Source organism: Paenibacillus sp. GP183 (assembly GCF_900104695.1).
In the GTDB taxonomy this organism is placed as follows: domain Bacteria; phylum Bacillota; class Bacilli; order Paenibacillales; family NBRC-103111; genus Paenibacillus_AI.
On record NZ_FNSW01000001.1, the window covers coordinates 1,681,325 to 1,707,135 of the forward strand.

General features: G+C 46.5%; 26 protein-coding genes. 6 read left to right on the top strand and 20 right to left on the bottom strand.

What is annotated here, in order from left to right:
* Positions 1 to 1,003 precede the first annotated feature (1,003 nt).
* Positions 1,004 to 1,498: a collagen-like domain-containing protein gene (locus BLV33_RS08400; RefSeq protein ID WP_139305706.1), complete on the bottom strand. Its 495-nt coding sequence runs from the start codon at positions 1,496 to 1,498 to the stop codon at positions 1,004 to 1,006.
* Between the two features lie 269 nt (positions 1,499 to 1,767).
* On the opposite strand from BLV33_RS08400, the gene BLV33_RS08405 reads away from it, so the two are divergent.
* Positions 1,768 to 2,964 (top strand): transposase, encoded by a 1,197-nt coding sequence (locus BLV33_RS08405; RefSeq protein WP_090790057.1) that lies wholly within the window; start codon positions 1,768 to 1,770, stop codon positions 2,962 to 2,964.
* An 886-nt stretch (positions 2,965 to 3,850) separates the two neighbouring features.
* Positions 3,851 to 4,534, top strand: a complete 684-nt coding sequence (locus tag BLV33_RS08410; RefSeq protein WP_253187221.1) for an IS6 family transposase — start codon at positions 3,851 to 3,853, stop codon at positions 4,532 to 4,534.
* A gap of 126 nt (positions 4,535 to 4,660) precedes the next feature.
* Here BLV33_RS08410 and BLV33_RS08415 read toward each other — a convergent pair whose 3' ends face one another.
* From BLV33_RS08415 to BLV33_RS08495, 17 genes are all read right to left on the bottom strand, one after another.
* On the bottom strand, positions 4,661 to 5,203 hold the full coding sequence (locus BLV33_RS08415; RefSeq protein WP_090790061.1) for a chromate efflux transporter ChrA: 543 nt from the start codon (positions 5,201 to 5,203) through the stop codon (positions 4,661 to 4,663).
* Positions 5,191 to 5,823, bottom strand: a complete 633-nt coding sequence (locus BLV33_RS08420; protein WP_253187003.1) for a chromate efflux transporter ChrB — start codon at positions 5,821 to 5,823, stop codon at positions 5,191 to 5,193. Before BLV33_RS08420 ends, BLV33_RS08415 begins: the two co-directional genes overlap by 13 nt.
* Positions 5,824 to 5,920: 97 nt before the next feature.
* On the bottom strand, positions 5,921 to 6,958 hold the full coding sequence (locus tag BLV33_RS08425) for a ketopantoate reductase family protein (RefSeq protein WP_090790063.1): 1,038 nt from the start codon (positions 6,956 to 6,958) through the stop codon (positions 5,921 to 5,923).
* A gap of 11 nt (positions 6,959 to 6,969) precedes the next feature.
* A complete protein-coding gene (locus BLV33_RS08430) occupies positions 6,970 to 7,788 on the bottom strand; it encodes an SDR family NAD(P)-dependent oxidoreductase (RefSeq protein WP_090790065.1) in 819 nt (272 codons plus the stop codon).
* 95 nt (positions 7,789 to 7,883) lie between these two features.
* The gene (locus tag BLV33_RS08435) at positions 7,884 to 8,672 is read right to left on the bottom strand and encodes an SDR family NAD(P)-dependent oxidoreductase (protein ID WP_090790066.1); all 789 of its coding nucleotides are present in this window, start codon (positions 8,670 to 8,672) and stop codon (positions 7,884 to 7,886) included.
* A gap of 18 nt (positions 8,673 to 8,690) precedes the next feature.
* Positions 8,691 to 9,458, bottom strand: a complete 768-nt coding sequence (locus tag BLV33_RS08440; protein WP_090790068.1) for an SDR family NAD(P)-dependent oxidoreductase — start codon at positions 9,456 to 9,458, stop codon at positions 8,691 to 8,693.
* A 21-nt stretch (positions 9,459 to 9,479) separates the two neighbouring features.
* The gene (locus tag BLV33_RS08445) at positions 9,480 to 10,232 is read right to left on the bottom strand and encodes a creatininase family protein (RefSeq protein WP_216234726.1); all 753 of its coding nucleotides are present in this window, start codon (positions 10,230 to 10,232) and stop codon (positions 9,480 to 9,482) included.
* Between the two features lie 52 nt (positions 10,233 to 10,284).
* A complete protein-coding gene (locus BLV33_RS08450; RefSeq protein ID WP_090790070.1) occupies positions 10,285 to 11,892 on the bottom strand; it encodes a gamma-glutamyltransferase family protein in 1,608 nt (535 codons plus the stop codon).
* A 49-nt stretch (positions 11,893 to 11,941) separates the two neighbouring features.
* Entirely contained in the window at positions 11,942 to 12,943 is a 1,002-nt protein-coding gene (locus BLV33_RS08455) for an asparaginase (RefSeq protein WP_090790072.1), read from the bottom strand.
* A 103-nt stretch (positions 12,944 to 13,046) separates the two neighbouring features.
* Positions 13,047 to 14,621, bottom strand: coding sequence for an ABC transporter substrate-binding protein (locus BLV33_RS08460; protein ID WP_090790074.1), 1,575 nt, complete (start codon positions 14,619 to 14,621; stop codon positions 13,047 to 13,049).
* 76 nt (positions 14,622 to 14,697) lie between these two features.
* Positions 14,698 to 15,414 (bottom strand): creatininase family protein, encoded by a 717-nt coding sequence (locus BLV33_RS08465; protein WP_090790076.1) that lies wholly within the window; start codon positions 15,412 to 15,414, stop codon positions 14,698 to 14,700.
* A gap of 23 nt (positions 15,415 to 15,437) precedes the next feature.
* Positions 15,438 to 16,832 carry an amidase gene (locus BLV33_RS08470; protein WP_090790078.1) on the bottom strand — a complete coding sequence of 465 codons (1,395 nt, stop codon included), beginning with the start codon at positions 16,830 to 16,832 and terminating at the stop codon, positions 15,438 to 15,440.
* A gap of 13 nt (positions 16,833 to 16,845) precedes the next feature.
* Positions 16,846 to 17,751 (bottom strand): ABC transporter permease, encoded by a 906-nt coding sequence (locus BLV33_RS08475; protein WP_090790080.1) that lies wholly within the window; start codon positions 17,749 to 17,751, stop codon positions 16,846 to 16,848.
* Positions 17,748 to 18,701 carry an ABC transporter permease gene (locus BLV33_RS08480; protein WP_090790082.1) on the bottom strand — a complete coding sequence of 318 codons (954 nt, stop codon included), beginning with the start codon at positions 18,699 to 18,701 and terminating at the stop codon, positions 17,748 to 17,750. The genes BLV33_RS08475 and BLV33_RS08480 overlap by 4 nt, the downstream gene beginning before the upstream one ends.
* A gap of 16 nt (positions 18,702 to 18,717) precedes the next feature.
* A complete protein-coding gene (locus BLV33_RS08485; protein ID WP_090790084.1) occupies positions 18,718 to 19,680 on the bottom strand; it encodes an ABC transporter ATP-binding protein in 963 nt (320 codons plus the stop codon).
* Positions 19,677 to 20,669: an ABC transporter ATP-binding protein gene (locus BLV33_RS08490; RefSeq protein ID WP_090790086.1), complete on the bottom strand. Its 993-nt coding sequence runs from the start codon at positions 20,667 to 20,669 to the stop codon at positions 19,677 to 19,679. Before BLV33_RS08490 ends, BLV33_RS08485 begins: the two co-directional genes overlap by 4 nt.
* Before the next feature lie 76 nt (positions 20,670 to 20,745).
* The gene (locus tag BLV33_RS08495) at positions 20,746 to 21,648 is read right to left on the bottom strand and encodes an isoaspartyl peptidase/L-asparaginase (protein ID WP_090790088.1); all 903 of its coding nucleotides are present in this window, start codon (positions 21,646 to 21,648) and stop codon (positions 20,746 to 20,748) included.
* Positions 21,649 to 21,864: 216 nt separating this feature from the next.
* Between BLV33_RS08495 and BLV33_RS08500 the strand changes: the two genes are divergently transcribed.
* Both BLV33_RS08500 and BLV33_RS08505 read left to right on the top strand, forming a co-directional pair.
* Positions 21,865 to 22,906 (top strand): IS630 family transposase gene (locus BLV33_RS08500; RefSeq protein WP_216234728.1). Its coding sequence is split into 2 segments (ribosomal slippage): positions 21,865 to 22,374 and positions 22,376 to 22,906, totalling 1,041 coding nucleotides; the frame shifts between segments, so codons are not numbered across the junction.
* Between the two features lie 292 nt (positions 22,907 to 23,198).
* Positions 23,199 to 23,843, top strand: coding sequence for a GntR family transcriptional regulator (locus tag BLV33_RS08505; RefSeq protein WP_090790090.1), 645 nt, complete (start codon positions 23,199 to 23,201; stop codon positions 23,841 to 23,843).
* Positions 23,844 to 23,898: 55 nt separating this feature from the next.
* Here the strand turns inward: BLV33_RS08505 and BLV33_RS28725 are convergent, their stop codons facing one another.
* Entirely contained in the window at positions 23,899 to 24,123 is a 225-nt protein-coding gene (locus BLV33_RS28725; protein WP_139305707.1) for a hypothetical protein, read from the bottom strand.
* A gap of 855 nt (positions 24,124 to 24,978) precedes the next feature.
* Here BLV33_RS28725 and BLV33_RS30420 point away from each other — a divergent pair.
* The gene (locus BLV33_RS30420) at positions 24,979 to 25,107 is read left to right on the top strand and encodes a hypothetical protein (protein ID WP_290439047.1); all 129 of its coding nucleotides are present in this window, start codon (positions 24,979 to 24,981) and stop codon (positions 25,105 to 25,107) included.
* 8 nt (positions 25,108 to 25,115) lie between these two features.
* On the top strand, positions 25,116 to 25,265 hold the full coding sequence (locus tag BLV33_RS29240) for a hypothetical protein (protein WP_171909060.1): 150 nt from the start codon (positions 25,116 to 25,118) through the stop codon (positions 25,263 to 25,265).
* A gap of 14 nt (positions 25,266 to 25,279) precedes the next feature.
* Here the strand turns inward: BLV33_RS29240 and BLV33_RS08515 are convergent, their stop codons facing one another.
* Entirely contained in the window at positions 25,280 to 25,681 is a 402-nt protein-coding gene (locus BLV33_RS08515; RefSeq protein ID WP_090790094.1) for a hypothetical protein, read from the bottom strand.
* Positions 25,682 to 25,811 lie beyond the last annotated feature (130 nt).

Sequence of the window (25,811 nt, forward strand, 5' to 3'; positions counted from 1 at the left end):
AAATTATCGAGCCATTAAACAAGACGAAGCTTTAGAGAGCGAGTTCCGCGCTATGGACTCCAACCCACTCCGGGTAATTATCAAAAATCCTCTCCTTCCGATTGCTGACCACTTATTTCATGATTAGATCACTTAGTGAAATGGGAGCTATTCCTGGCAGATTTGTTCCGATATTCGGAATTGAACATCCAAATTTGAAATCATAAAATAATAATAAATTATTTGACATCAATCGTCAATATAGTTTACTGATATTTGTTTTATTCTAAAAATCTTACTATTTTATCACCATTAATTTCAAAATTTCATCATTAATGTTATATTTCCTTACGTTAATTCTTATGGACAAAACGGTCGTTACGAAAATAAGCGCTTTCAAAACTAGATTGCCAAAATCTTGTTTTCACCTTCGTAGAGTCAACTATACACGAAAATCTATAACGCAATCTACAAGAAGTATCTGTTAAGAAAGGTCAAATAAGGAACATAACTTCCACGAATCGTCAATATAACTTATTGTTAACCTTTTAAATAACCTACTTGATGATTCATCATGATCTAATCACTTATTATGATTTTTTTTCATCTTATGAGAAATCAAAAAAAAAAACCATGTGATATTTCATAATTAATTAGAAAACGGAGCCCGCAAACTCGCGTGGCTCCGTTTTTGTTGTTACAGAATTCATTAGAATTTGAAGATTGCCGCGGCTGAAAACATTTTTTGTTGCAATGTGTCTTTGATCGAGTGTTACTTTGTCTCCAGCCTATTTGACTTCCTGTAATGATAATCCGATTTGACCGCCTTTTGGTGCTTCATAAATGGTCATTACCCCTGTACTAAAATCTAAGCTCGTGGAACTCTCACCGTTGCTAATGAATGGCATGTATTTACTATAAAAATGGATAGGGGCGTCCGGAATGTATCCATACGGCACGTGCGGAATAGTAATTACTATCGTTCCCTGAGCTAGCCTAGTGGCCGTGAAACCAGAACCAGCAATTATGTTTCCGGTTGACTATCCACCCATCCTGTTACTAACGTATTGACCCCAGGACCGGCTGGACCAGTGTCCCCTTTGACCCCCGCCCCAGTAGCGCCGGTATCACCAATCGGCCCTTGTGCACCTTGAGGTCCGGTCGCTCCAGTAGCACCAATGTCACCTTTCGGTCCTTGTGCACCTTGAGGTCCGGTCGCTCCAGTAGCACCAGTGTCACCTTTCGGCCCTTGTGCACCTTGAGGTCCGATTGCTCCAGTAGCACCAGTGTCACCTTTCGGCCCTTGTGCACCTTGAGGTCCGATTGCTCCAGTAATGCCGGTATCACCTTTCGGCCCTTGTGCACCTTGAAGTCCGGTCGCCCCGGTATCGCCTTTATCTCCTTTATCACCCTTCGGACCGACAACATTCCACGTGATCAGTTGTTCATTCTTTTCACACTGTTGGTTTTTGTTATCCTGTTGGTTTTTGTCATCCTGTGGGTTTATGTTACCGTTCATTAAGAGTCGAAGCTCTCCATTTTTTTTGACACACGCTTGAAGGACTCCCGTATTTCCCTGAGACGACGCTGCGTAAACCCCAATTCCTGATAGACTTAAGATAATAACAGCCGTTAAGAAAAGCAAAACTTTTTTACTTATGTGAGCATTTTGCATTAACATGAGCCCTTGATACACAAGGATTTTGAGGCATAAAAAAGGGACTTCACCCCAACTTGGCGAAGTTTTTCGGTGACCAAACCAAAAACCCAAGAACGGAGGAAGTCACCTTGTATATTCTCCAAGAAAGTCTATTTTCCTTTGAGGATCTGCTGAAAATGCAATCAAAAGATCGATTACCAATCTTTTTTAGCGTTCTCGATCTTCGTCCTTACGCCAAAGAGTTGAGAAGTCGTTCACCCCGAGGCGCTGACGGCCACTGTAGAGAAGGTTTGCTACGTGCGCTTCTAGCTGCACCGCTCGAGCACATCCATACGTTTACTGGTTTGCATCATCGGCTGGAAACGGATCTTCGATTTCGCTATCAGTGTGGACTTCCGCTAGATCGCGAAGCGCCGTCTGTCTCTACGCTAAGCCGAGTCTTCGCCGTGTTGACCAAGAAAAACTTGGCAAAGCAGCTTTTCGAGGATTTGGTCAAACGCTGCCAGCATGAGGGCATCATCGACGGCAGCCATGTCGCGATCGACAGCGCCGCCATCCATTCTTATGAGAAGAAGCAGCCCAAGCGCAAAAGTGAGCAGACCGGCGATGCGAACTGGGGTGCGAAGTTTGATTCATTCGGCAACAAAATGACTTGGTTCGGCTATAAGCTCCATCTAGCTGTAGACACGAAAAGTGAGCTTCCGCTAGCACTGGAAGTCACGCCGGCGCATGTCAATGACGGGGAGATGGCGCCCGGTCTGATTGAGAAAGTAGCTGTTAAAACGAACACACAATTCTTCATGCTTGATGCGGGCTACGACCAAATGAAGGTTTACGAAGCCGCTCGAAACGTGAGGGCGCAAGCCATTATCCCCCTCAACCCCCGAGGAGAAAAAGAACCGCCTGCCGCAATGACAACAAACGGAACGCCATGTTGCTCGATGGGGTTCTCCATGACATACTGGGGCGCTGACGGCGATTACTTGAAGTTCCGTTGTCCTCACGCTGTAGGCAAAGTCGAGTGTCCGTTAGGCATGGCCGCCTGTTCATCTTCCAACTATGGCATGGTCGTTAAAGTAGATGTAAAGGACGATCTCCGGCGTTATTGCAGCCCGCATCGGGACACAAAGCGCTGGAAAGAGCTTTACAACGAACGCACCAGCGTAGAACGATGCAACTCCAGAATGAAAACTTATCTTACGGCAGACGACATGCATGTCTGGGGTATTCAGAAAGTAACGACTCACCAGTATCTGAATGCCATTGTACTGCTTGTATCTGCCCTTTCCGTTGCTTCTAGAAAGATCCAAGTAGCTGCAGTTTGAAAAATTAGCAAACACGAAATTCTGCAGGTCTGCCTATTTTTAGAATCCAGCTACGCAATAGCCCTGAGGTTATTAGTTTTTTCCCTTTTTAAGTCAAAAACGGAATTATGCAAAATGCTCATGTACATACTCAATAACTTCCTTCCGAATTTTTGGAATTTTTGATATGCCTTTTAATTTTTGCGACATCCCAATCACCCTATGGACAATCATATGAGAATATTTTCGACTTGTAAATATATTAAAAATAGCCTACCCAAATGGAGTAGGCGGCTATAGACAACTGAAGATAGTGGGATTCGTCCTTGAAAATTCTTTGTGTCCATCCATATCTTTTCAAACTCAGTTTCCCACTCCTGTGCCATCTTCGGATCGTGGATCACAACCAACACCTCATCGTTTATTGTCGCCGCTGACGCAGAGTTATTAAAGGTTAGGCAACATTTTCAACATTCAACGTCGTGTATAAAGAATTGATTCTAATGAATTCTGCAACAACTCTAACGAATTATGGAATTTCACAAAAAAAAATGTTATTTTTCATGAAAAATTATAAATTTGAGCCCGCAAACCCACGTGACTCCGTCTATATTGTTTCATGATTTATGATCAGGGGCATTTTTTGAGGATCTGTTTTTCAGATAAAATTGTAATTAAAAAACGCTGCATTCATCCCTAATGCATAATTATGCACCTTTTGACCAACCTTTCTTTCTTGACTCAGTTTAACAATACATAACACTTCCGTCGTGCATAGACAAGCGCAAAAAAAGACCCAGACGAGAATGTCTGGGTCTTATGAGTGGTTGTGGTGCAAAGCTTTAATTCATGATAACATAACTGAAATTGAAGTCATGGGATGGAGCAACTTACTTTGGGAACGCAATTGAATTTATTCAAATGGAAGCATTATGAATCATCGATTATTTTACTAACCGTAAGATGGTATTTGAAATATAGTTTAAGCTATCGAGATATCGTAGAAATGATGGGTGAACGGGGATTAAAGATTTCTCATACGACGATTATGAGATGGGTCCATGAGTTCGGACCCGAAATTGATAAACGAATCCGCCCCTTTTTGAAACCTACAAACGATTCATGGAGAACGGACGAAACGTACATTAAAGTCAAAGGTCAATGGAAGTATTTATATAGGGCTGTTGATTCTATGGGGAAAACAATTGATTTTATGTTATCTGAAAATCGAGATATGGCGGCAGCTAAGCGCTTTTTTACAAAGGCTTTGTCTTCTACCCATAATCAAAACCCACGTGTGATCACTTTGGATAAAAATCCAGCGTACCCACCAGCTATACTAGAATTAATGAGTGAGAAATCCATGCCAAAGGAAACCACGATTAGACAGACCAAGTATCTGAACAATATTGTGGAGCAAGATCATCGGTTCATTAAGAAAATCACAAAACCAATGCTTGGTTTCAAAACGTTCCAAACCGCAGAACAGACGTTAAAGGGAATCGAGGCTATGCATATGATTAGGAAAGGGCAGGTTGAAACTTCGTCTGTCCTCACTGCTATTGAATGGATCAACAAAATTTTAGGGTAGTGGTATAGACAATCTACAATTTATCGGGCAATTGCTTTTTTAATTAATTGTTGCACCATAACCCAATAACTTGAGGTCTATCAAAACCTACGACAAAAATAAGACTCAACATTAAAAATACCACAACTAAATGCTGAAATGGGCCACAACTACACCACCATAAACAAAAGCAACTAAAATGACGATTGCAGGATGAACCTTTTTTATGCCCAATAACCAGTAGGCCACAGCTGCTATGCACAAAGACTGCAAGATGCCGAGGGTATGAATGGAGTTGGATCCCATTTGCCAGGTTAAGATAAGCATCATAATGGCAATCACCGGCTGCACTAGCATTGTCATGCCTTTAACTGCCGAGGAATTCCGATACTTTTGCAGCACCTTAAGCAGTAAAATAAGCGCGGCAGCGGAGGGGAGAATTGTGGCAATTAGAGCTAGAACCATACCTGTTAAACCGTACACATCGTAACCGACAAAGGCGGCAATTTTGGTTGCGATCGGACCGGGCAATGCATTGCCAAGTGCCAAAATATTCGAAAACTGTTGGTCGTCCGCCCAATGATAATGAGTGACGATCTCCTGATACATAAGCGGTATGGAGGCGGGACCTCCACCGTATCCGAGCACATTGGCAATAAAGAACCCGATGATCAGATTTATCCAGTCCATGTGGAGGAATCCTCCCTCTTTATATTTTTGTTCCTTTGCTTTCTTTCCTTGAACCGGCCGAGCGTTTTCAAATGAAAGGCACCGTACAAAAGAAACATAGCAATGACAATCGCCGGATGGACATGAATGATCTGAAGCAGCAAAAAGGAAATGGCGAATAAGGCGAAGCCAAGCGGCTTTCCGAGTCCCTTCATGGCCCGTTCGCCGAATTCGTAAGCCATCTGTCCGAGCATTACCGCGATCACGGGCACGACGGTGGAGATAATCCCTTGAATGATTTTCGAGCCGCTCAATACGTACACCGCCGAGAGTAAAGCGATCATAGCAATGGAGGAGGGGATGATATGCGATAGCACAGCGATGACGGCTCCTAAAACTCCCCTCTGGCTATAGCCTAAATAGGCGGCCATTTTGGTGGCGATAGGTCCGGGAAGCGCATTGGCGAGCGCAAGAATTTCACCGAATTCCTCATCCTTCATCCAGCCGTATTTGTTTACGGCCTCATAGCGAATCAGCGGAATGACGGAGGGACCTCCCCCGTAGCCCAAAATCCCCGTTTTGCACATCGCCCAAGCGAGCTGAGCATATACTGTGGACTGTTGGTTTTCTTGATACTCCATGTTATAACTCCATTCCCATACGGCTTTTGTACCGTGTAATCAAAACCTGGCAGTCAACCTCTGTGGATCAAGAAGACCGTCATTTCCGCCTTCATGATCATTTGCTTCGTCTTTCGTCATAAACCGCTTTTAAGTCATATAAGTTTTTCCAATCCATTACTCTTTCCCCGTTTTCCAGTTCTCTGATGAACCGAGTGACATGAGAAACAAGCGGGAGCGTTAAACCATATTTCAACCCGATATCAAGAATAGGCTTCAGTTGAAACTCTAATTCCGTTTTCCGCTTGCGAACTGCAAGGTCGCGCCAAATGCCGCTTTTTGTTTTTTTGTTTGTAGCCATGCGCTCGCTCAATTTCTCCAACTGAGCATCCAAAGCCATACTATTCCTTTGACCGCGGGGATACACAAGCGCTGGTTCCCAGTCGTCAAAGCCCATGGGACAAACGTTTTCTTTCTCAGCGACCTCCAGCACTTCCGAGCACAGCTCCATCAACACTTCACGCAGGTCCCGGTTTCTGACCACGTCGGCCATCGCTTCATCCGCCAAAGCCGTGGCATACAGCAAAGCAATATAAGACAGCTTGCCCCACAGGTAGCCCCAAATGTTATCTGTTACGTTTACGGGTCCCCAGCACGCCAGCCTTCTTTGCAAGTCGAGTATCCGTTCGGAAATCGTTCCGTCCAATTCTCCAAGAAACAACGAAGAAACGCCACCGTATAAAATTCGTCCAGGCTCTAAATAATCCGCCGAAAAATTAACAAAACAGCCGATTGTCCGCTCTTTTCCAATCAGTTCGGAAATGATGTTTTCGCACAGACCGTTTTGAAAGGAGACAACCGCGGACTGCTCCGTCAGCAAAGGCATGATTTGCCTCATGGCCGTTTCGGTATGCTGTCCCTTCACACAAAGAAAAACCATATCCAAAGGTTTCCCACGTTGCAATAAATGTTCGGGCGTATAGGCTTCACCCTGAACTGTAAAGGCTTCCTCACCTTCAATCGTAAGCCCGGTTCCATTTATATAATCGACATGCTCTTTCACGATATCACAAAATACGACTTGCTCGCCAGCCCTTGTCAAATACGCGCCCAATACACCGCCGATAGCTCCTGATCCGATGATCGCAATTTCCATGGATAACCTCCTTAAAACATGTGATGCCCGCCGTCAACGGAAATAACTTGTCCGTTAATGTAGCTAGCGTAATCGGATGCGAGGAACACGACGGGATAAGCGATTTCTTCAGCTTGGCCCAGCCGGTGCAGCGAGATGGCATCCAGCAGTTGCTTCTGTTTCTCCTCCTGCATCGCATCCCATTGCTTCGTTGTCGAAGGATTGGACAACACAAAACCGGGTGCTACATTGTTTACAGTAATCCCGTAAGCCCCCAATTCCCGGGCCATCTGCCTCGTCAGTCCAATCTGCCCAGCCTTGGCGCTCGTATAGGCTTGAATGCCGGTCAAGCTGAAGCTTCTTCCCGCCCCGCTGGAAATGTTGACGATGCGGCCGTATTGTTGCTTCTTCATGATTGGAGCAACTTCGCGAATCATATAAAATACCGCTTTTAAATTAATATTGACAACTTGCTCCCACTGCTCGTCCGTCACTTGATCTACGGGCTGATGGACTTGTCCAACAACCCCGCCCGCGTTGTTGACCAGAATGTGCACACCCTGATACGTTTGCATAACCTTGCTTAACAGCTGCCGTACTTCCGCCGGGTCGGTCAAATTGAAGGCGCCTACTTCAATCTGCCCCCCCGTTTGTTCCGCCCGGATCAGCTCATCAATTTCCTGTTTCGTCTCATCCAGCTCTTTACCGCTCACGTCGGTTCCATAAACGGAAGCGCCGCATTTCGCAAACTCCTTGCAAATTGTTTTCCCAAAACCATGGCCGGCCCCAGATACAATGACGACCTTGCCATGGAAACTGATGGAATGTCCACTTTTAACATTTTTAACCATAAATGACCTCCGCATGTCTTTTTTTACAGCTTCGAATGAGTATAGTTGTTTTTTCGGGCCTAGATGAGAAATAAAGGAGATCAGTTTCATCTCCTTTATTTGATAGAAATCAGATCTCCGACAAAGGAGGACAATCCTCCATCGACGCCTAATGCTTGTCCTGTAATAAAGGAAGCGGAGTCGCTGGCCAAGAAAACGGCGGCGCTGGCCACTTCATCGGGATTTCCTAAACGATTGAGCGGATAATGATTTCTCAATTGGGCTTCCGCAGCTGCCGGGTCATCCATTTTACCTAAGAACTGCTCTTCCAGCAGTGGCGTTCGAATCGAACCCGGACATAGGCTGTTCACCCGAATGCCAAATTTGCCGTACTCGGCTGCAGCCGCTTTACTAAGAAGGATGACCCCGCCTTTAGCCGCCGAATAGACGCCTAAGCCAGGCCACGCGGCAAGACCAGCAACGGAAGCCATGTTGATAATGCTGCCTGAGCCTTGGGCCTTCATGATCGGCAGAACAAACTTCAGGCCTAGGAAAACTCCTTTAAGATTCGTATTGATCGTCCTGTCCCATTCTTCTTCGGTCGTATCGGCTATCGTAGTAAAATATTCAAGCCCGGCATTATTAAACATGATATCGATTTTTCCGAATTGACGATGAACGGTATCGATTAAACGGTTCATATCTGTCGCATTCGTCACGTCCGTTTGTTGAAACGTTGCTTGCCCGTCTTGACTGCGAATCAGCTCCACCGTTTCCATTCCCGCTTGCTCGTTCAGATCGGCGACGACAACAGTCGCGCCTTCCTTGGCGAAGAGCAGCGCGGAGGACCGACCAATACCTGAACCAGCGCCTGTAATAATCGATATTTTGTCTTTTAATTGCATGTAAAATAGCCTCCCGGACTACATCATCACTTCTCCGCCATTTGGCGATAATACTTGTCCGCAATAAAAATTGCCCGTCTCCCCGGCCAGAAAAGCGATGCTGACAGCCACATCCCGGACTGTTCCTAACCGTTGCAACGGAATTTTCGAAGTCAAATTGCTGCGGATCTGATCTGCCGTTGTATGCAGATGACGCGCTTCCTCCTCAATCATGTCAGTCTCAATCGGACCCGGCGCAACCGCATTGACCAAAATCCCGTGAGGAGCCATTTCGCGCGCCAGCGCCTTGGTAAACCCGATAATACCGGCTTTAACCGCCGAATAATGAACAGAGCCTGCTTCTCCGCGCTGACCCCAATTGGATGCGATGTTAATGATTTTTCCGCCGTTATTCTGTTTCATGTATGGAATCGTTTCCTGCGAAAACAGAAAGCTTCCGGTTAAATGAACCTGCAGCATCCGGTTCCATTCGTCCAAGGTGATGTCCGTAAATGATTGAAGACCCATAATTCCGGCGTTATTCACCAAAATATCGACCGAACCAAATTCCTCTGCCGTTTTCTTAACAACTCGTTTCACATCGGCCAGTTGTGTGACATCGCCTGGCACCGATATCGCTTTAAAGCCTTGGGAACGTATAAGATCGGCCGTCTTTTGCGAAATCTGTTCATCGATATCGGTAATCGCCATATTCGCGCCCAATGATGCCAGCATTTCGGCGATGCCTTTGCCGATTCCGCGTCCGGAACCCGTTACAATCGCTGTCTTTCCTTCTAGTGTAAACAATCAGCTCATCCTTTCTGCCGTTTACTTAAGGGCCAAGCCGTATTTCCAATTGTTTTTATCCATCTCTTCGATGAAATTAACCAACACATCGACGACGGTTTTCTCAAGCAGCTTTCCTTTTTCCACCGTACCTTTGCTCGGATCTCCACTGGCTCCGGTATCCGTCAGCTCTTCAAAGCGCCATTTGATTTCAACATGCTCCGGTAGCTCCGGAACGACGCCTTTGGCATGCTCCATTTGCATCAATTCGGGAAACAAAGCAAGCCCCATCGAGGTTTCGCCCTCGCCTGCATGCCCCAAACCGTTCCAAACCTCAAATGTATTCTCGGGAATCATTTTCCCCGCAGCCACCCACCAGTCGTTTAAGCTGGCGATCACCACATCCGGGTACTGGACTTTTACCGCCCGCGCTGCCAATTCGATCGGAGCGATATTTCCGTCGTGTCCGTTAATGATAATGATTTTTTTAATTCCGTTGCGGATCACTTCTTGAAGCACTTCTTTAATGATCGACGTGATCGTTTCAGGCTGCAGGCTGACGACAAACGGAAGCTTGTTGTAATGGGCGCTGAAGCCGTAATTAATCGGGGGAAGGACCATCAGGCCGTTGACCCGTTCAGCAACCCTTTCCGCCAACCCGTTGGAAATGAGTGTATCCGTGCCGAACGGCATATGATACCCATGGTTTTCGAACGCGCCGACTCCGAATATAACCTTGTCGATATTTGCCTCATTGTACTGGTAGCCCGTCATTTTTGATCCAATATAAGCCATTTTCGTTTCCCCTTTCGCCTGTTGATTCAGAAGCCGAGGCCGTGATTCTTGTTTACCACACGCTCACGGCTCCGTCCGTTCTAGGTTCCGTTCCTCCCTCTAAAACGCCGTCACCATTTCTCCAAATGATTTGCCCCCTGCCGAATCCGGTTGAGCCTACGCCCCACTTCACCTGATGTCCCATTCTTCGCAGAGCTTCCGCAATGTGCTCCGGAACCGAGTGCTCCAATTCCACCGTCTTTCCTTCCATCCACTGCCACCTTGGCGCATCCAACGACGCCTGGGGGTTTAAATGAAAATCGATGGTGTTCATAATAACCTGCACATGACCTTGAGGCTGCATAAATGCGCCCATAACCCCAAACGGCCCGACAGGTTGATTATCCTTCGTCAGGAAACCGGGGATTATCGTATGATAGGTTTTCTTACCGGGCTCCAGGCAGTTGTCATGCGCTGGATCTAACGAAAAGTTTCTGCCGCGGTTTTGCAGACTGATGCCCGTACCCGGGATGACGATGCCGGACCCAAACCCCGCATAATTGCTTTGGATAAAGGAAACCATGTTGCCTTCCCCGTCTGCTGTAGCCAAATAGACAGTCCCGCCTTTGGGCAGGCTTCCCGGCTCCGGGAGCAGCGCCTGCTTTCCGATCTTTTTTCTTCTCTCTTCCGCATACTCGTCCGAGAGCAAATCATCGACCGAAACTTTCATTTTGGCGGGGTCGGTAATATATTTCTTTCCGTCCTCAAATGCAAGCTTCATCGCCTCGATCTGCTTATGATACGTATCCGGACAATCCTTGGACGTAAATTCGAAGCCTTTTAAAATATTTAGGGCCATGAGCGCGACGATTCCTTGACCGTTGGGTGGAATTTCCCACACATCGTATCCCCGGTAATTCACCTTAATCGGCTCTACCCATTCCGGCTTATAACCCGCCAGGTCCTCTTTTGCAAGAAAACCTCCATGCCGCTTGAAAAATGCGTCGATTTTCTCTGCCAATTCCCCACGGTAAAAGGCGTCAGCTTTCGTTTCCGCGATAAGCTTCAATGTTTCCGCGTGCGCTTTCGAGCTCCACATTTCGCCGATGCTCGGCGCTCTGCCCTGCGGCGCGAACGTCTCAAACCAGCCGGCAAACTCAGGTCCCTTTAACTCCTGCTTATATTTATCGAATGCTTCGCTCCACATGTTTCCCAGATTCGAGGAAATCGGAAAACCGTTGCGTGCATATTCAATCGCAGGCCGCAGAACTTCCGTCAACGGAAGCTTCCCGAACCGTTCGGACAATTCCGCCCAAGCGGCAGGAGCTCCGGGAACCGTCACGGGAACGAGTCCGTATAATGGCATTTCCGAGTAACCAGCTTTATTCAGGGCTTCAATGGATATGCTTCCCGGGGCCGGTCCGCTCGCATTTAATCCATGCAGCTTGCCTTGGGTCCAAACCAGAGCAAATGCATCCGATCCGATGCCGTTGGCTGTAGGCTCTACCACCGTTAAACAAGCAGCGGTGGCGATGGCTGCATCTATGGCATTGCCGCCTTTTTTTAAAATCTCAAGCCCCGCCTCCGCAGCCAACGGCTGTGACGTAGCCACCATGCCATTTTTCGCGAATTGAACTTTTCTTCTGGATGGGTAAGGATAATAACTCGAATCGTACTCCATGTTTTCAGACTCCTTCGATAGGCTTTAATATGAAGCTACTGCAAATAACTTACAGCGAAAATGCGGCTTGGAGCCTGCCGATAATCTCTTCACGCGCATTGCGAATCAAAGGTGTATGATGAGGCTCAAGAGCCTTCAAGTCGGTTTCAGTCAAATAGCCTAGCTGCTCAAGAATGGCGACAACGGTAGGATATGCGGCCCGGGCGTTCCCGTCCTCTACCTTAACCGCAATGCCGATTCCTTGACCGATAATGCCAGCGGCGTAAACGCCCTCAGCACCCGCTTTTCCTACGATCCGTCCTTTTAAAGCAGTCATTAAGTCGGTACAGAACCGGTCCTTTCCGCCGACCATTTCCGGATGCTCCATCATTGCCGAGGCAATTCGCTCCAGCGTTTGGCGGCGGGGCTCAGGCAGCTCTGACGGGTCGGACAATTTGGCAAACGCTAAGGCTAAACGATTCAGTGGCAGCCCAAATACCGGCACGCCGCAGCCGTCAACGCCGATCACGATATCCTCTGAATTCATGCCCGCCATATCCGCCACCGCAGCCCGCATCATCACTTGCACCGGATGGTCGACTTGGCGGTAACTCTCCAGGTCCGCTCCAAGATGGCTTGCCAATGCGAGCATACCAGAATGTTTACCTGAGCAGTTGTTGTAGATCGGCGTTAATTCTCCGCCTGAACGTATTAGCTTCTTGTAATTTTCCTCATCGCGCGGTGCATGAATTCCGCACTGTAAAGCCTCCTCCGAAACGCCGATACGCGCCAGAAGATCCGCTACCCGATCCGTGTGCCTCTCCTCTCCACTGTGGGAAGCGCAACAAAGCGCGAGATCAGCCGATGTAAAAAGATAACGATCGGCAGCTCCCGATTCCACAACCGGAATAGCCTGCAGCGGCTTAGAGGATGAGCGGACAAACGTCACATGGCGGGGGTCGCCTAAACCGTGCAGCACGTTTCCTTTCAAATCCACCACGGCGACATGGCCGTAATGATTGCTTTCAATTAGTGGACCTCTATACACATGAATAAGCTGTGTTGCAGACATAGCTCAAACTCCTTTAATTTTAATGGTGTTGGCATAAACAACCCGACGCAGTTTGCATGTGATAGACACATCCGGCGCCGGGCCATCATACTTCCTGATATCCTTAATTTTTACTCATATTAACGGTGCGGATCATGCCGTCGGGTACGTACTTATAGCCTTGAACCGCCTTTGAAAGTCCGAAAACATAATTAGGATGATACAGAAAAACATAAGGGATATCCGTATTGATCGTTTTCATCACATTTTCGTAAATCACTTTGCGCTTGGCTAGATCATCCTCAGTACGGGATGCATTGAGAAGTTTGTCGACTTCCGGATTGCTGTATTTGGAATAGTTTAAAAAGCCGCCTGTTATGTTATAATCGTAAGCATTTTGGTCCGGGTCAGGTCGTCCGCTCCACGTAGCCAGAATCGCCTCGAAATTCGTTTTAACCAGATGATCCTGATTCGCAGTGGCGTCAAGGGCTTCCAGAGTGACATTGATGCCGGCCGGCTTAAGCATCCCTTGAATCATTTGGACAACCTGCTGGAACGTCTGATTTTGGATATACTGCAGTGTAAAGGAGAATCCGTTCGGTACGCCTGCCTTATTCAGAAGCTCTTTAGCCTTTGCTAAGTCAGGCTTTGCAGCTTTATCACTGGCGCCATAAGCAAAATGTGAAGGGACAAAAGGCGAATGCGCCGGAATAGCCGCACCGTTCAACACCACGTTGACAATGGCATCCCGATCAATCAACAGATCAACAGCCTGACGCAGTTCCACCTTATCGAAAGGTGCTTTATTCAAATTCATATGAAATCCGACAAACCCTTGACCCGCTTCGTTAATGACAAGAGATTTAGGGTCGCTTTTCATATTGGCAATTTCCTTGAAAGGAAACGAGTCGGTCATGTCGACGGCACCGCTCTTCAAATTGATAAATGCGACATTCGGGTCCGGAAAGATTTTAAAGACGACCTGGTCGAGCTTCGGCAAGCCCTGCTGCCAATAATTCGGGTTCTTTTCCAGGATAAGCGATGATCCTCGGGTGTATTTACTAAACTTAAAAGGTCCTGTACCCACCGGATTCGATGTAAAGTCTTTGCCATATTTTTTTACCGCATCCGGCGATACCATCATGCCCGAACGGTCTGTTAAAATGGAGAGAAAGGCGGAAAATGGCTGTGTAAGCTCGATCTGCACCGTATTCGTATCTACCACCGTTACTTTATTCACAAATTTCAGCTCGTTTTTACGCGGGGAAGTGTCTTGCTTATTGCGCTCAAAGTTAAACTTGACAGCTTCGGCGTTAAAGTCGGTTCCATCCTGGAATTTGACCCCTTGACGCAGATTGAGCGTATACGTTTTTTTATCGCCCGACACACTCCATTTTTCGGCCAGCATCGGCACAATGTTACCAGAAGCGTCTAAATCGACCAGCTTGTCGTAAATGCTTTGATAGATTTGTCGTTCATAAAAGACAGCTGAAGCGCTGGGATCCAGCGTCACAGGGTCCGCTTGCAGCGAGATGTTTAACGTGCCTCCTGTTTTCGGTGCACTGCTGGCAGTACTCGCACTCGTGCTCGTGCTGTCTGCTGTTGTCTGCTTGGCGGTACCGGCGGAACATCCTATTACCGTTAGCAGCAAAGAGGACGCTATCGCTAAATTGGCGATCCACTTGATGTTTTTTCTCATTGTTAAACCCTCCACTAATTATTTTTTTTTAAAAGGTTGAATATTGATTGCCATCTTATTACTTTCATGCGCTTGCTTAGCGATCCGCGAAAGCCCACATCGTTTCAATGTCATGGACGATCAAAGGCAGGAGCGCCTTATAAATTCGTTCCCCTTTTTCAACCGTTGCCGAGGCTGCATCGCCGGAGTAGGCTTCAGGGTAGGCTTTCTTGCCCAGGTTTGGAAATTTCAGATTACGGGGTACAGGAATCGTATGCCGGCCGACATTATTCAAGTCGACATAGGCTTCATCGATCGCCATCATGGTGGAGGTTTCATCCTCCCCCGCATGTCCTGTATCCGGAGCGATCGTTACAATCGTATCCCGGTAATCCAGCCACCAATTGATGGTCAGTACCGTCACCCCCGCATCCGCCAACTTCTCAGAAACTAGGTTCAAGCTGGCCGCATTGCCGCCATGTCCGTTAAACAAGATGATATTTTGGAACCCATTGTGGAGGAACCCTTTACCAATTCCCAAAACATACTGGGCGAATGCTTCACCCGAAACATCAATAGTCCCGGGGAACGGTGCCAGGCCGAACGAATGGCCGTACGGAATTTCCGGCGCCATCAGCACCTTTTCCCCAATCATGGGATCCAATCTTTTGACAAACTCCCTGGGAATTAAGATGTCCGTGCCGAGTGAGCAGTGCGGTCCGTGCGCCTCGATCATGCCGATGGGCAGGAGAACCGTATTCACTTTGTTTTGCAGCTCTTGAAAAGTAGTCATGTTCAAATCCATCATGTACATCGTTTGTTCTCTCCTCTCTTATTTCAGGATAATACAGGGCGTCTGGTTAACGGATTTTTACGCTCATAAGCATGGGCGATTGAAAGGATATCCGCTTCGCCAAAATATTTGCCGACAAATTGCAGCCCAATCGGCAACCCTTCTTCCGTAAATCCGCCGTTGATGGAAATGGCGGGATGACCGCTTAAATTAAAAGGCGCCGTAAAAAAGACTTCGTTATGCGAATCGTCGCCCATTGCCGGGTCTTCTTCCGGCGCAGGAAAAGCGACTGTAGGCGTCACGATGGCGTCGACACGGTCAAATACATGATGCACCTCCCTTTTGAAGGCATGCATTGCTTCGAGTCCATCCAGATAATCAAAAGCTGTCTGGGAAATGCCCTGCTGCAGTTGCAGATAGGTGGCCACGGCATAATCTTTCTCACGGTCCAGCCACTTCCGATGAACATAACTGGCTTCCGGCAGCATGATTTTCATCAGATTCTCTTCCGCCGAAGAAAGTCCCGGCATATCCACCTCCACAATTTCGCAGCCTGCTTCCGAAAGACATTGCAGCGCTTGATTAAAAACGCTTTTTACTTCCTCGGTTCCGTGATCCAATAATGCCTTCGGTAAAATCCCGATCCGTGTGCCGGCAAGCTCCCGGTCTAGTCCTGCCGCATAAGAAGCGGGTTTCGAAAGCTTAGGGTCGGAAAACTGGTCGCGCGGGTCATAACCGGCCATCGCATCCAGAAAGACCGCAGCATCTTGTACGGAACGCGTGATAGGTCCTGCATGATCCAAAGACCAAGAGAGTGGAAACACGCCGAACGCGCTGACCAGCCCATACGTCGGTTTCAGTCCGACCACTCCGCAGTAAGAAGCCGGAATGCGAATGGAACCTCCCGTATCTGTCCCGATCGAGCCGTATCCGATGCCTGCGGCAACCGCAGCAGCACTGCCGCTGCTCGATCCGCCGGCCGTTCGGGTTGTATCCCACGGATTGTTGCATTGACCATAGTCGGGGTGCACCGCGCCATAGGCAAACTCGAGCATGTTGGTTTTGCCAAAGAGAATCGCGCCTGACGCCTCCAATTTTTCAACGGCCGTCGCTGTATACGTTGGTATAAAATCGCCATATATTCTCGAGCCGCAGGTTGTCTTGACATGTTCCGTATAGAACAAATCTTTCGCCGAGTATGGAATACCTGTCAAAATCGGGACATTATCATGCTGTAAGAAAGCCCGTTCCGCCTTTTGGGCCGCATCCAATACTTGCTCGCCCAACACGGAGATAAATGCATTCAGTCGAGGCTCCCATTCTTCCATCCGCCGCAATACAAGCTTTACGACCTCAACAGGCGAAATTTCCTTGGAGCGATACAAGGCGGCTACTTCGGATATTGATAAAAACAAGACATCATCCATCGTACTTTTCATTCACAACCCCCCGTTACCGTTTCAATTTCGGATCCAGAACTTCGCGGATTCCGTCTCCCAGCAGGTTAAAGCCAAGCACAACTAAGAAAATGGCAATTCCGGGCCATAATGCAAGCAGCGGATCGGTGTTCAGATAGCCCTGCGCAATTTTCAGCATCGTTCCCCAGCTCGGCTGCTCCGGCCTTGCGCCAAGCCCCAAATAAGATAACCCAGCTTCAGCAATGATCGCGGCAGCCATCGTTAATGTCGTCTGCACCAGCAGCGGACCCATCACATTGGGAAGCACGTGCAAAAACATAATTCGCAGATTGCGGGCTCCGATGGCCTCAGCCGCCTGAACATACTCCAGGCTGCGAACCGTGAGCACTTGCGCGCGCGTGATCCGGACAAATGCCGGGAAAAAGCCGATGCCAATGGCTACGATCACGTTGGTAAACCCGCCGCCAAGCGCTGCTGCCATTGCCATCGCCAGAATGATGGAAGGAAACGCCTGCATCGCATCGACCACACGCATCACAACCCACTCATCCCAAAATCCGCGGAAATAACCACTGATCAGCCCTAGAGGAACCCCAATCAGCATCGCAATGCCGACGGAAACTACCGAAGCTTCCAGAGAGAGTCGGGCCCCGTACAGCAGCCTGGAAAACGTATCCCGTCCCAAATCATCCGTACCCAGAAGATGACCGCCTCCGGGCGGTTTCAGCACGGAGGAATAATCCTGATAAAGCGGATCATGCGTGGTGATCCATGGCGCAATAATTGAAATAAGCACTAACCCTCCAAAAATGACCCCTCCGATGACGGCAAGCTTATTGCGCGCAAAACGCTTAAAAAACTGCCGCCACTGACGTTGGGGATGCTTCCGGACGGCAAGTCCGGCTTCTCTCTCACCAACCGGCTGAACCGACTGACTCATTTTTTCCCGCCCCTTTCAGCTATGCGCGGATCAATTATCGTGTACAAAATGTCAATCGTTATATTCACGACAACCACCAGCAGAGCCGATACTAAAATCGCTCCCTGTACTGTGATAAAGTCCCTTTTGAAAATAGAATCGACAATCAATTGTCCAAACCCCGGAATGGAGTAAATGGTTTCAGTGATGACAAGACCGCCAAGGAGTCCCGAAACGATATTTCCGCTGCTCGTAAGAACGGGGGTAAAAGAATTTTTCAATGCATGCCCCCATATGACGGTCCGTTCTTTCAATCCCTTGGAATATGCGGTTCGGATATAATCTGCGTTCATTACCTCAAGCAGACTGCTTCGCTGCATGCGCATCAAAACCGCAGACTCGCGCATCCCCGTGGCAATGATCGGCATGATCATCGCCGCAAGATTGGCTAGTGGATCGGTAAAAAAGGGAACATAGCCCGATGCTGGCAACCACCCCAATTTAACGGAAAGCAGGACGATCAGCATCATACCGAGCCAAAAGTGCGGAATGGACATCCCTCCGAGGGCGAAAAGCGTGCTAACATAATCGGCCCATTTACCTGGACGGGTGGCGGAAATAATGCCTGCAGGGATCGCAATCAGGACTGCCACCACGAAGGTTCCGAAGGTCAGCTCCAGCGTCACGGGCAGCCTCTGCATAATCAATCCTGATACGGGCGAATTGTCAATCAGCGAGTTCCCGAGATTCCCATGAAGCACGCCGCCCAGCCAAGTGAAATATTGAACGATTATCGGCTTGTCCAGACCGAGCTGCTTTTGCAAAGCGGCTACCATCTCCGGTGTTGCTTCCTGCCCGAGAATGGCCGTGGCCGGATCGCCTGGCAGCATGTGCAGCAATAAAAACACCAAGATTGTGACTATAAAAAGCACCGGAACCGCCAATAGCAGCCGTCTAACGATAAATATCATTGCAATTCTCCTTTCATCAATAAATGTGACAAGATACCCAGTGTCCAGGCGACGTTTGTTTCAGCATGGGCCTCTCCGACTTACATCTCTCTTCTGCAAAGCGGCAGCGTGTATGGAAAGCACATCCGGTAGGCGGGTTTGAAGGGCTCGGCACTTCTCCGGACATAATAATGCGTTCGCGGTTTTCCCTCGGATTAGGGTGCGGCAAAGCGGATAACAGGGCTTGCGTATAAGGGTGCTGAGGATTTTCATAAAGCCCGTGCTTGGGCGCCAGCTCCACCAAACTGCCTAGGTACATGACACCTACTCGGTCGCTGATGTGACGTACCACGGACAAATCATGGGAGATGAACAAATAGGTTAGTTTGAACTGCTCTTGCAGATCTTTCATAAGGTTGAGAATTTGGGATTGGATAGATACGTCTAACGCAGACACGGGCTCATCCGCCACAATCAGCTTCGGTTTTGTAATCAATGCCCGCGCAATGCCGATCCGCTGCCGCTGGCCGCCTGAGAACTCATGCGGGTAACGGTGATAGTGGTGTTCGGAAAGGCCCACAATTTCAAGCAATTCCTTCACACGCTGCTTCCGTTCGGCACCGGCGGCTAGTCCGTGAATTTTCAAAGGCTCTTCTAAAATGTTACCTACGGTCATTCTCGGATTAAGCGAAGCGAATGGATCCTGGAACACGATTTGCATATCCCGGCGTATTTTACGAAGCCCGTCCCCTTTCAGCAAGGAAAGGTTTTGTCCTTGAAAAATGACTTCTCCCGCCGTCGGCTCCGTTAGACGGATAATCGAGCGGCCGGTGGTCGATTTGCCGCAGCCGGATTCTCCTACGATCCCAAGAGTTTCCCCTTCATTGACGGAGAATGTTACATCGTCGACCGCTTTTACATAGCCACTTGTTTTATTGAAGAGGCCGGAGGAAATTGGATAATATTTTTTCAGACCTTGTACTTCAAGCAATACACTCATTCGTGCGCAGCCTCCTTCATTGCAGTACCTTCATGCAGCCAGCAGCGGCTTTTCTGCCCCCCCTGGAGCTCGAACAGCGGAGGCGAATCTTCCAAGCATCTGGACTCCACATACGAACACCGAGAGGCAAAACGGCAGCCTTGCTTGACCGAGCCGGGCAGAGGGACGTTGCCGGGAATGGAGTCAAGACGGTATTGGTCCACATCGACTTTAGGGATCGACTTCATGAGACCCTGGGTATACGGATGTGATGGATTTTCAAATAAAGTGTAAACGTCCGCTTGCTCCACTACCTGTCCAGCGTACATGACAACCACTCGATCGCACATCTCGGCTACAATGCCCAGATCGTGCGTAATCAGCATGATCGATGTGCCTTGCTTATCGCGCAATTCCCGCATCAAGTCTAGTATTTGGGCTTGTATGGTGACATCCAGCGCAGTTGTCGGCTCATCCGCGATCAACAGCTCCGGTTCACAGGACATCGCCATCGCGATCATCACGCGCTGCCGCATTCCCCCCGAGAGCTGGTGAGGATATTCGTCGATAATTTTTTCAGCGCGTGGAATGTGCACCTTTTTAAGCATTTCAATCGCATTTTCACGCGCCTGCTTTTTCGAATATCCCCGGTGTAGCACCACCGATTCGCAAAGCTGATAGCCAATCGTATACACTGGATTGAGGGAGGTCATCGGTTCCTGAAAGATCATTGCGATCTCGTTTCCGCGAATATTGCGCATTTCGTCTTCCGAAAGCTCCAATAAGTTTTTGCCTTTGTACCGAATCTCGCCTTGAATGCGTGTCCCTGTTTTAGGAAGCAGCCGCATGAGAGTTAGTGACGTCACGCTTTTGCCGCAGCCCGATTCTCCAACAATGCCAAGCGTCTCCCCTTTTTTCACAATAATGTCAACACCGTCAACGGCCGGAATGGTTCGTTCTTCGTTAAAAAAATGGGTCCTGAGCTGTTTAATTTCCAAAATATTGGTCATGAACCTACCTCCAATACATTTCGTAGTTAACACAATGTCCCGGTGTGACTGCAGGGCGGAACTCCAACATCTTATTTCATACCGTCTTTAATCGTACAGGCTTTATATTTTTAACTTCGCCGTTTACAACAACAATGACGGGAAACGAACTGCAGTTGTGAGAGATTCCAATACGCTCGGAGGCATCAATCACAATCAGGCCGCCTGTTTCACCAGTTAAACGCGTCATACGCTCGATCGCCTCTTCGGCCACATCCTGGGGATGCTTGCCCGACCTAATCTGGTCGTCCACAAATTTGGCAGTTAACGTCTGAATGAAGGCTTCTCCTTTTCCTGTACAAACAACGGCAGATTGCTCCGATGCATAAATCCCTCCTCCGATGATCGGAGTATCTCCGACCCTTCCAGGCAATTTCATGAATGCTCCTCCAGTAGAAGAGCCTGCAGCCAGCTTTCCTTTATCGTCGCAGACGATGCAGCCCACAGTATCGGTTTCTTTCTTTAATCCGGTATATAAACTGAAATCGAGCTTCTTCCCTTCAGCCAGTAATTGGCGCGCAAGGTTCCATGACTCTAGCTGCTCGCTAATGATACAATTATCTAATGGAATTCCTTTTTCTCTGGCGAATAAGGCCGCCCCAGCACCAGCCAAAATCACATGCTCGGATTCCTCCAGCAAACGATAAGCGGCGCTAATCGCATACCTTGTTTGCGGCATCGCAGCTACGGCCGCGAACTTTTTAGTATCCCCGTCCATTATCGACCCATCCACTTCCACGAAACCGTCCCTATTCAATACGGATCCTAATCCGGCATTAAATAGCGGATTATCTTCCATCTCATTAACAGCCACTTCAATCGCATTTAACCGACCTTCGAAAAGCTTTGCGTAACCTTTTAAAGCGGCCCTGCTTAACCCTTCGATAAATGATGTTTCCTCACTTGTTTCCACGCTGCCATGAACAATGATTGTTGACATGAATTATCCCCCCTCCTGTTGTTCGCTTATAACCCGCATCTCAAATCATTTGAATTATTTACTGGTTAGCGAACTATTTCATTGAAGTATACTAGTAACATACTAGTAATATATCTATGAAGTATACTATATAAGTTGAACTAAAGTGACTTGGAAGGAATTTCAAGTAATGCTCGTCGAATAGGTTAAGATCAACTATTGGACGGGTGATGCAAGATGAAACCGGTAGAAGAACAATTGTATGAAGTGGAGCAACGGCTAAAGCATGAGAAGAGCAGACGAATGTTTGAGCGATACCAGTCTGTACGATTGCATCTTCTCGGTAAAACGAATGAGGATATCGCCGTAAGCATCGGGAGAAAGCAAAGCACCGTTAGTACTTATCTGCGGCAATACCACAAGCAGGGGCTGGATGGGCTTCAAATGAAGTTTTCCCCCGGGCCTCCTGAGCAACTCAGCAAGGAGCAACAAGAGAAATTAAAGAAAACGATCACCGACTTCGTCCCTCACGACGTCGGATTTACAGCTAAGTTTAACTGGACTCTGCAAATCATTGGAGAGTACATCAACCGTGAATTTGGCAAAACATACTCCATTCGAGGCGTCTCGAAATTAATGCACCGGATGGATCTCAGCTACACCAAGCCCACTTACACGCTCGCGGCAGCTGACGAAGAAAAGCAACGGTTGTTTGTCGAAACCATCTTCCCAAGGTTAAAAAAATTACGAGAACGGCGAAATTGATCACTTATTGTTTGAAGATGAAAGTATGATTCGCGATTACCAGGCGCTTCAGAAGACGTGGTTTGCAAAGGGAAAGCAACGGGTCATCAAGACAACAGGCAAACACCGTGGTGTAAAACTGCTGGCAACACTAGACTATGCAGAAGGTAAAATCGTCTGGAAAGAAGACGAGCAATACAATGCTGAAGCATTCTTGGTCTTCCTTCAGCAAGTCTTAGCCGCCTATCCTACGGGCAAAATCGTTATGATATTAGACAATGCTCGTATTCATCATGCCAAGTTACTTGTACGTTTCTTACAAGAGAAAAAGAGTCGCCTTGAACTTGTGTTTCTCCCTCCGTACAGTCCAGAACTCAACCTCGTTGAAGGCCTCTGGAAGTGGCTGAAAGCAGATGTCATTAATAACGTCTTTTACCACACGACATCTCAGATTCGAAAGAATGCTGAAGCCTTTATGGACAGAATTATGAGAGATCCACTAAAGATAATTGATCGGTTGTGCATACGCATGTGAGTGTCATTGGTTCAACTAATATAGTAACAAACTAGTAATATATCTATAGTACATCCATAATATATTTATAGTATATTAGTAATATATCACTTACATTTTACATTGCTAATGTTTCTATAGTAGGTACATACTTGTCGAAATTAATTCTTTTCAAAACTGTGATTTTCGCTTATGTTATATATAATAACATTAACAAAAAAATTCTACAACACCATTCTACAATTTTCGTTTTATGTGTTATGTTTTGTTACAATAATCAAAAATAACCTATGATTTAAGAGAGGTTGTCGGCATGGATGAAAAATCTTCCTTAACGGAACAAATCTATTACAAACTAAAAGAAATGATTTTATACGGCAAGATAAAATCAGGCGAATTATTAACGGTAGGAGAGATTGCTCAAAACTACCATATTAGTAGAACCCCTGTCAGAGAGGCTTTTACGGCGCTAAAACACGACGGTTTGCTTGAGGTTTTGCCACATAAAGGTTATTTGGTCAGCAGAATTGATCTTAAAGATCTGGAGGATCTGTTCGTTATTCGAATGATGCTCGAGGGCGGAGCTGCAGAACTCGCGGCAACAAATGCGTCCAAGCAAATGATTGCACAATTGGAACAACTGGCTATGGTTGAATTTAGCAAGGACGATGAGAGAGACGAAATCTTTTTCATGAAAACGAATTTAAACTTCCATACTTTTGTTGCCAAAGCATCAAAAAATGACAGGCTGGTTAACCTGGTAGCCAATAGCCTCAACCTTATGCAGCGAGTTTTGCTTTGGGATTTGAAAGACTCAAGCCTTTATTCTATGCAAACAGAGCATATGAAGCTAGTGGAATTAATCGGAAAGAGAGACCCTGTTAATACAAAAAAGTACATGATCGAACATATTGAAAGCTCCAGAAGACGAATTTTTTCCAGAAATTATAGCTCATAAATGGATTATCTACACGAGTTGGATATGCTTAAATCCGAAATGTCGGAATACGACCTTATTCTTGTCCGCCCATCGCTTGTTGATGCTTTACGGATGAACTCAGTCGTTCCTTGGACATCACCACCGAGGCAACTAGGGCCAAAGCCGTTGGAATGAGCGCCCATATAAGAATCTTATAAATGAAGAACAATCGTCTGTTATCCAAAAGATTCATTAAATTCAGGATCGATATTTCCAACGTTAAAGTTAAAATAAGCGATATTTCCGCATTGATCTTCATTGGATCTTTGCTCCAACATTTTCTTAGTTACATTCATGCGCCATATCCGCTCAAAATGATTTTTAAGTTCCTCCTGATCAACCAAATCCAATCTAAGTAACACATAAGGATACTTACGATAATGGTCTGTAATGTGATAAACTTCAGGATTAAATTGCATCATGAAATCTCTATTTTCAAAATCCATTTTAAGAACTAAGGTTATTCCATTAAGTTTTGAAGTGCAAGAAACCAGCAAATTCAAGGGTTTTCTGGTTTTTTTGTGTAAGTTATTTTAGTTTGACTATTCTTCACATAGTGGGATTTTAACTGGCAATATTTATGTTTGGGGTTGACAAGCCTTCCGTGGGTCTTTTAAGGTATTCTGAGTTCTCAGGCAACTACAACACACAAAGCATTAACAGGGCTTAAATTGGCTTGTAACTGGTCCAATGGCTAGGAAAATAGAAATATTAAGCCAATTGTTAACTGTCCTCTTGAGATGACAGCCAGAAGTGAGAATGTATAACATTTTATTTGAGCAAGCTAAGCTAAAACCCCATTATTATCTGCATAGGCAATCGAAACTTTATCGTCAACACTTATACTAATTCGTTGGAATGACAGATTTTCTGAAGGTTCGAATAAAATCGATATACGATGATTTTAAACAACGGTTTGAATTTGGTGAGTTATTGGTTGGGAGTCAGTCACACAGAAGCTCGGAAATCTTTTAACGACACCTCACGTTACAAGAATTTACTTCATACTCATACTGTAGACATAAGTACATCCCTCCTGATACATTTGATTCTACATAAGGAAGGAATTTCCTTTAAATTGTCGAATTATTCTGATTATCTAGGAGGTGATACAATGACAAAGGGCAAAGATGCAAAAAAAGATGCAAAGAAGAAACCTGTCCCTTCCAGCGCTACATCTCAAGGAAGTACAATAAATATACTTAATCAACAACCATCAAAGAAAAAGAAAGAGTATAAATAGGAGGATCTATGTTCTCAAGTGGTAGCACACTTCGCACCTCTGCCGACTTCGATAATGCCATAATGTTTTGGCTTAAGATTGAAGTATGGCAAGACGAGGCGTCATTGATTACGCCGGTGTTATTGAATCTCATACAAATGACTCAGTTTCATTTATGAATGAATCAAAATATTTAAAAGCTACTTGCGAATTCAACTTTTAAGGAATCTACATAACCACTAATTTTAGAAATTGTTTCTTCTTTAAAATAGTACCTTTTCCTCCCATCCTTCATGACTAAAGTTAAATCTGCCTCAATACCCCGTTCTCTTAAAATTTTCCACAACCTCTTTTCACCTATTTTTAATTTTTTCATTACATCATTAAAATAAAGACCTTTCTCTTCTTGTCTTCTTCTCTTTAAAATTTCCAGACATGCCCTAAGCTGCCCCTCATCATAATAATTGTCATCCAACGTTCGATTCCCACTTACACGAAAAGGCTTAAGTTGTCCAGACAATGTAAAAGCAATAATTTCAAGTATCGTAAATGTATATTTAGCATACTTAGATAAAACATTATGAAATCTAACCATTGAGGGATTTATTTCTTCCCCAATCTCTCCAAGACAATCCTCAACTAGCTTATTTACTTCTTGAATCTGAAACTGAATATTTCAGTGTGGCGGAGCCACCATTCCGTTAGGTAGTGAGCCAGCTCTCCGG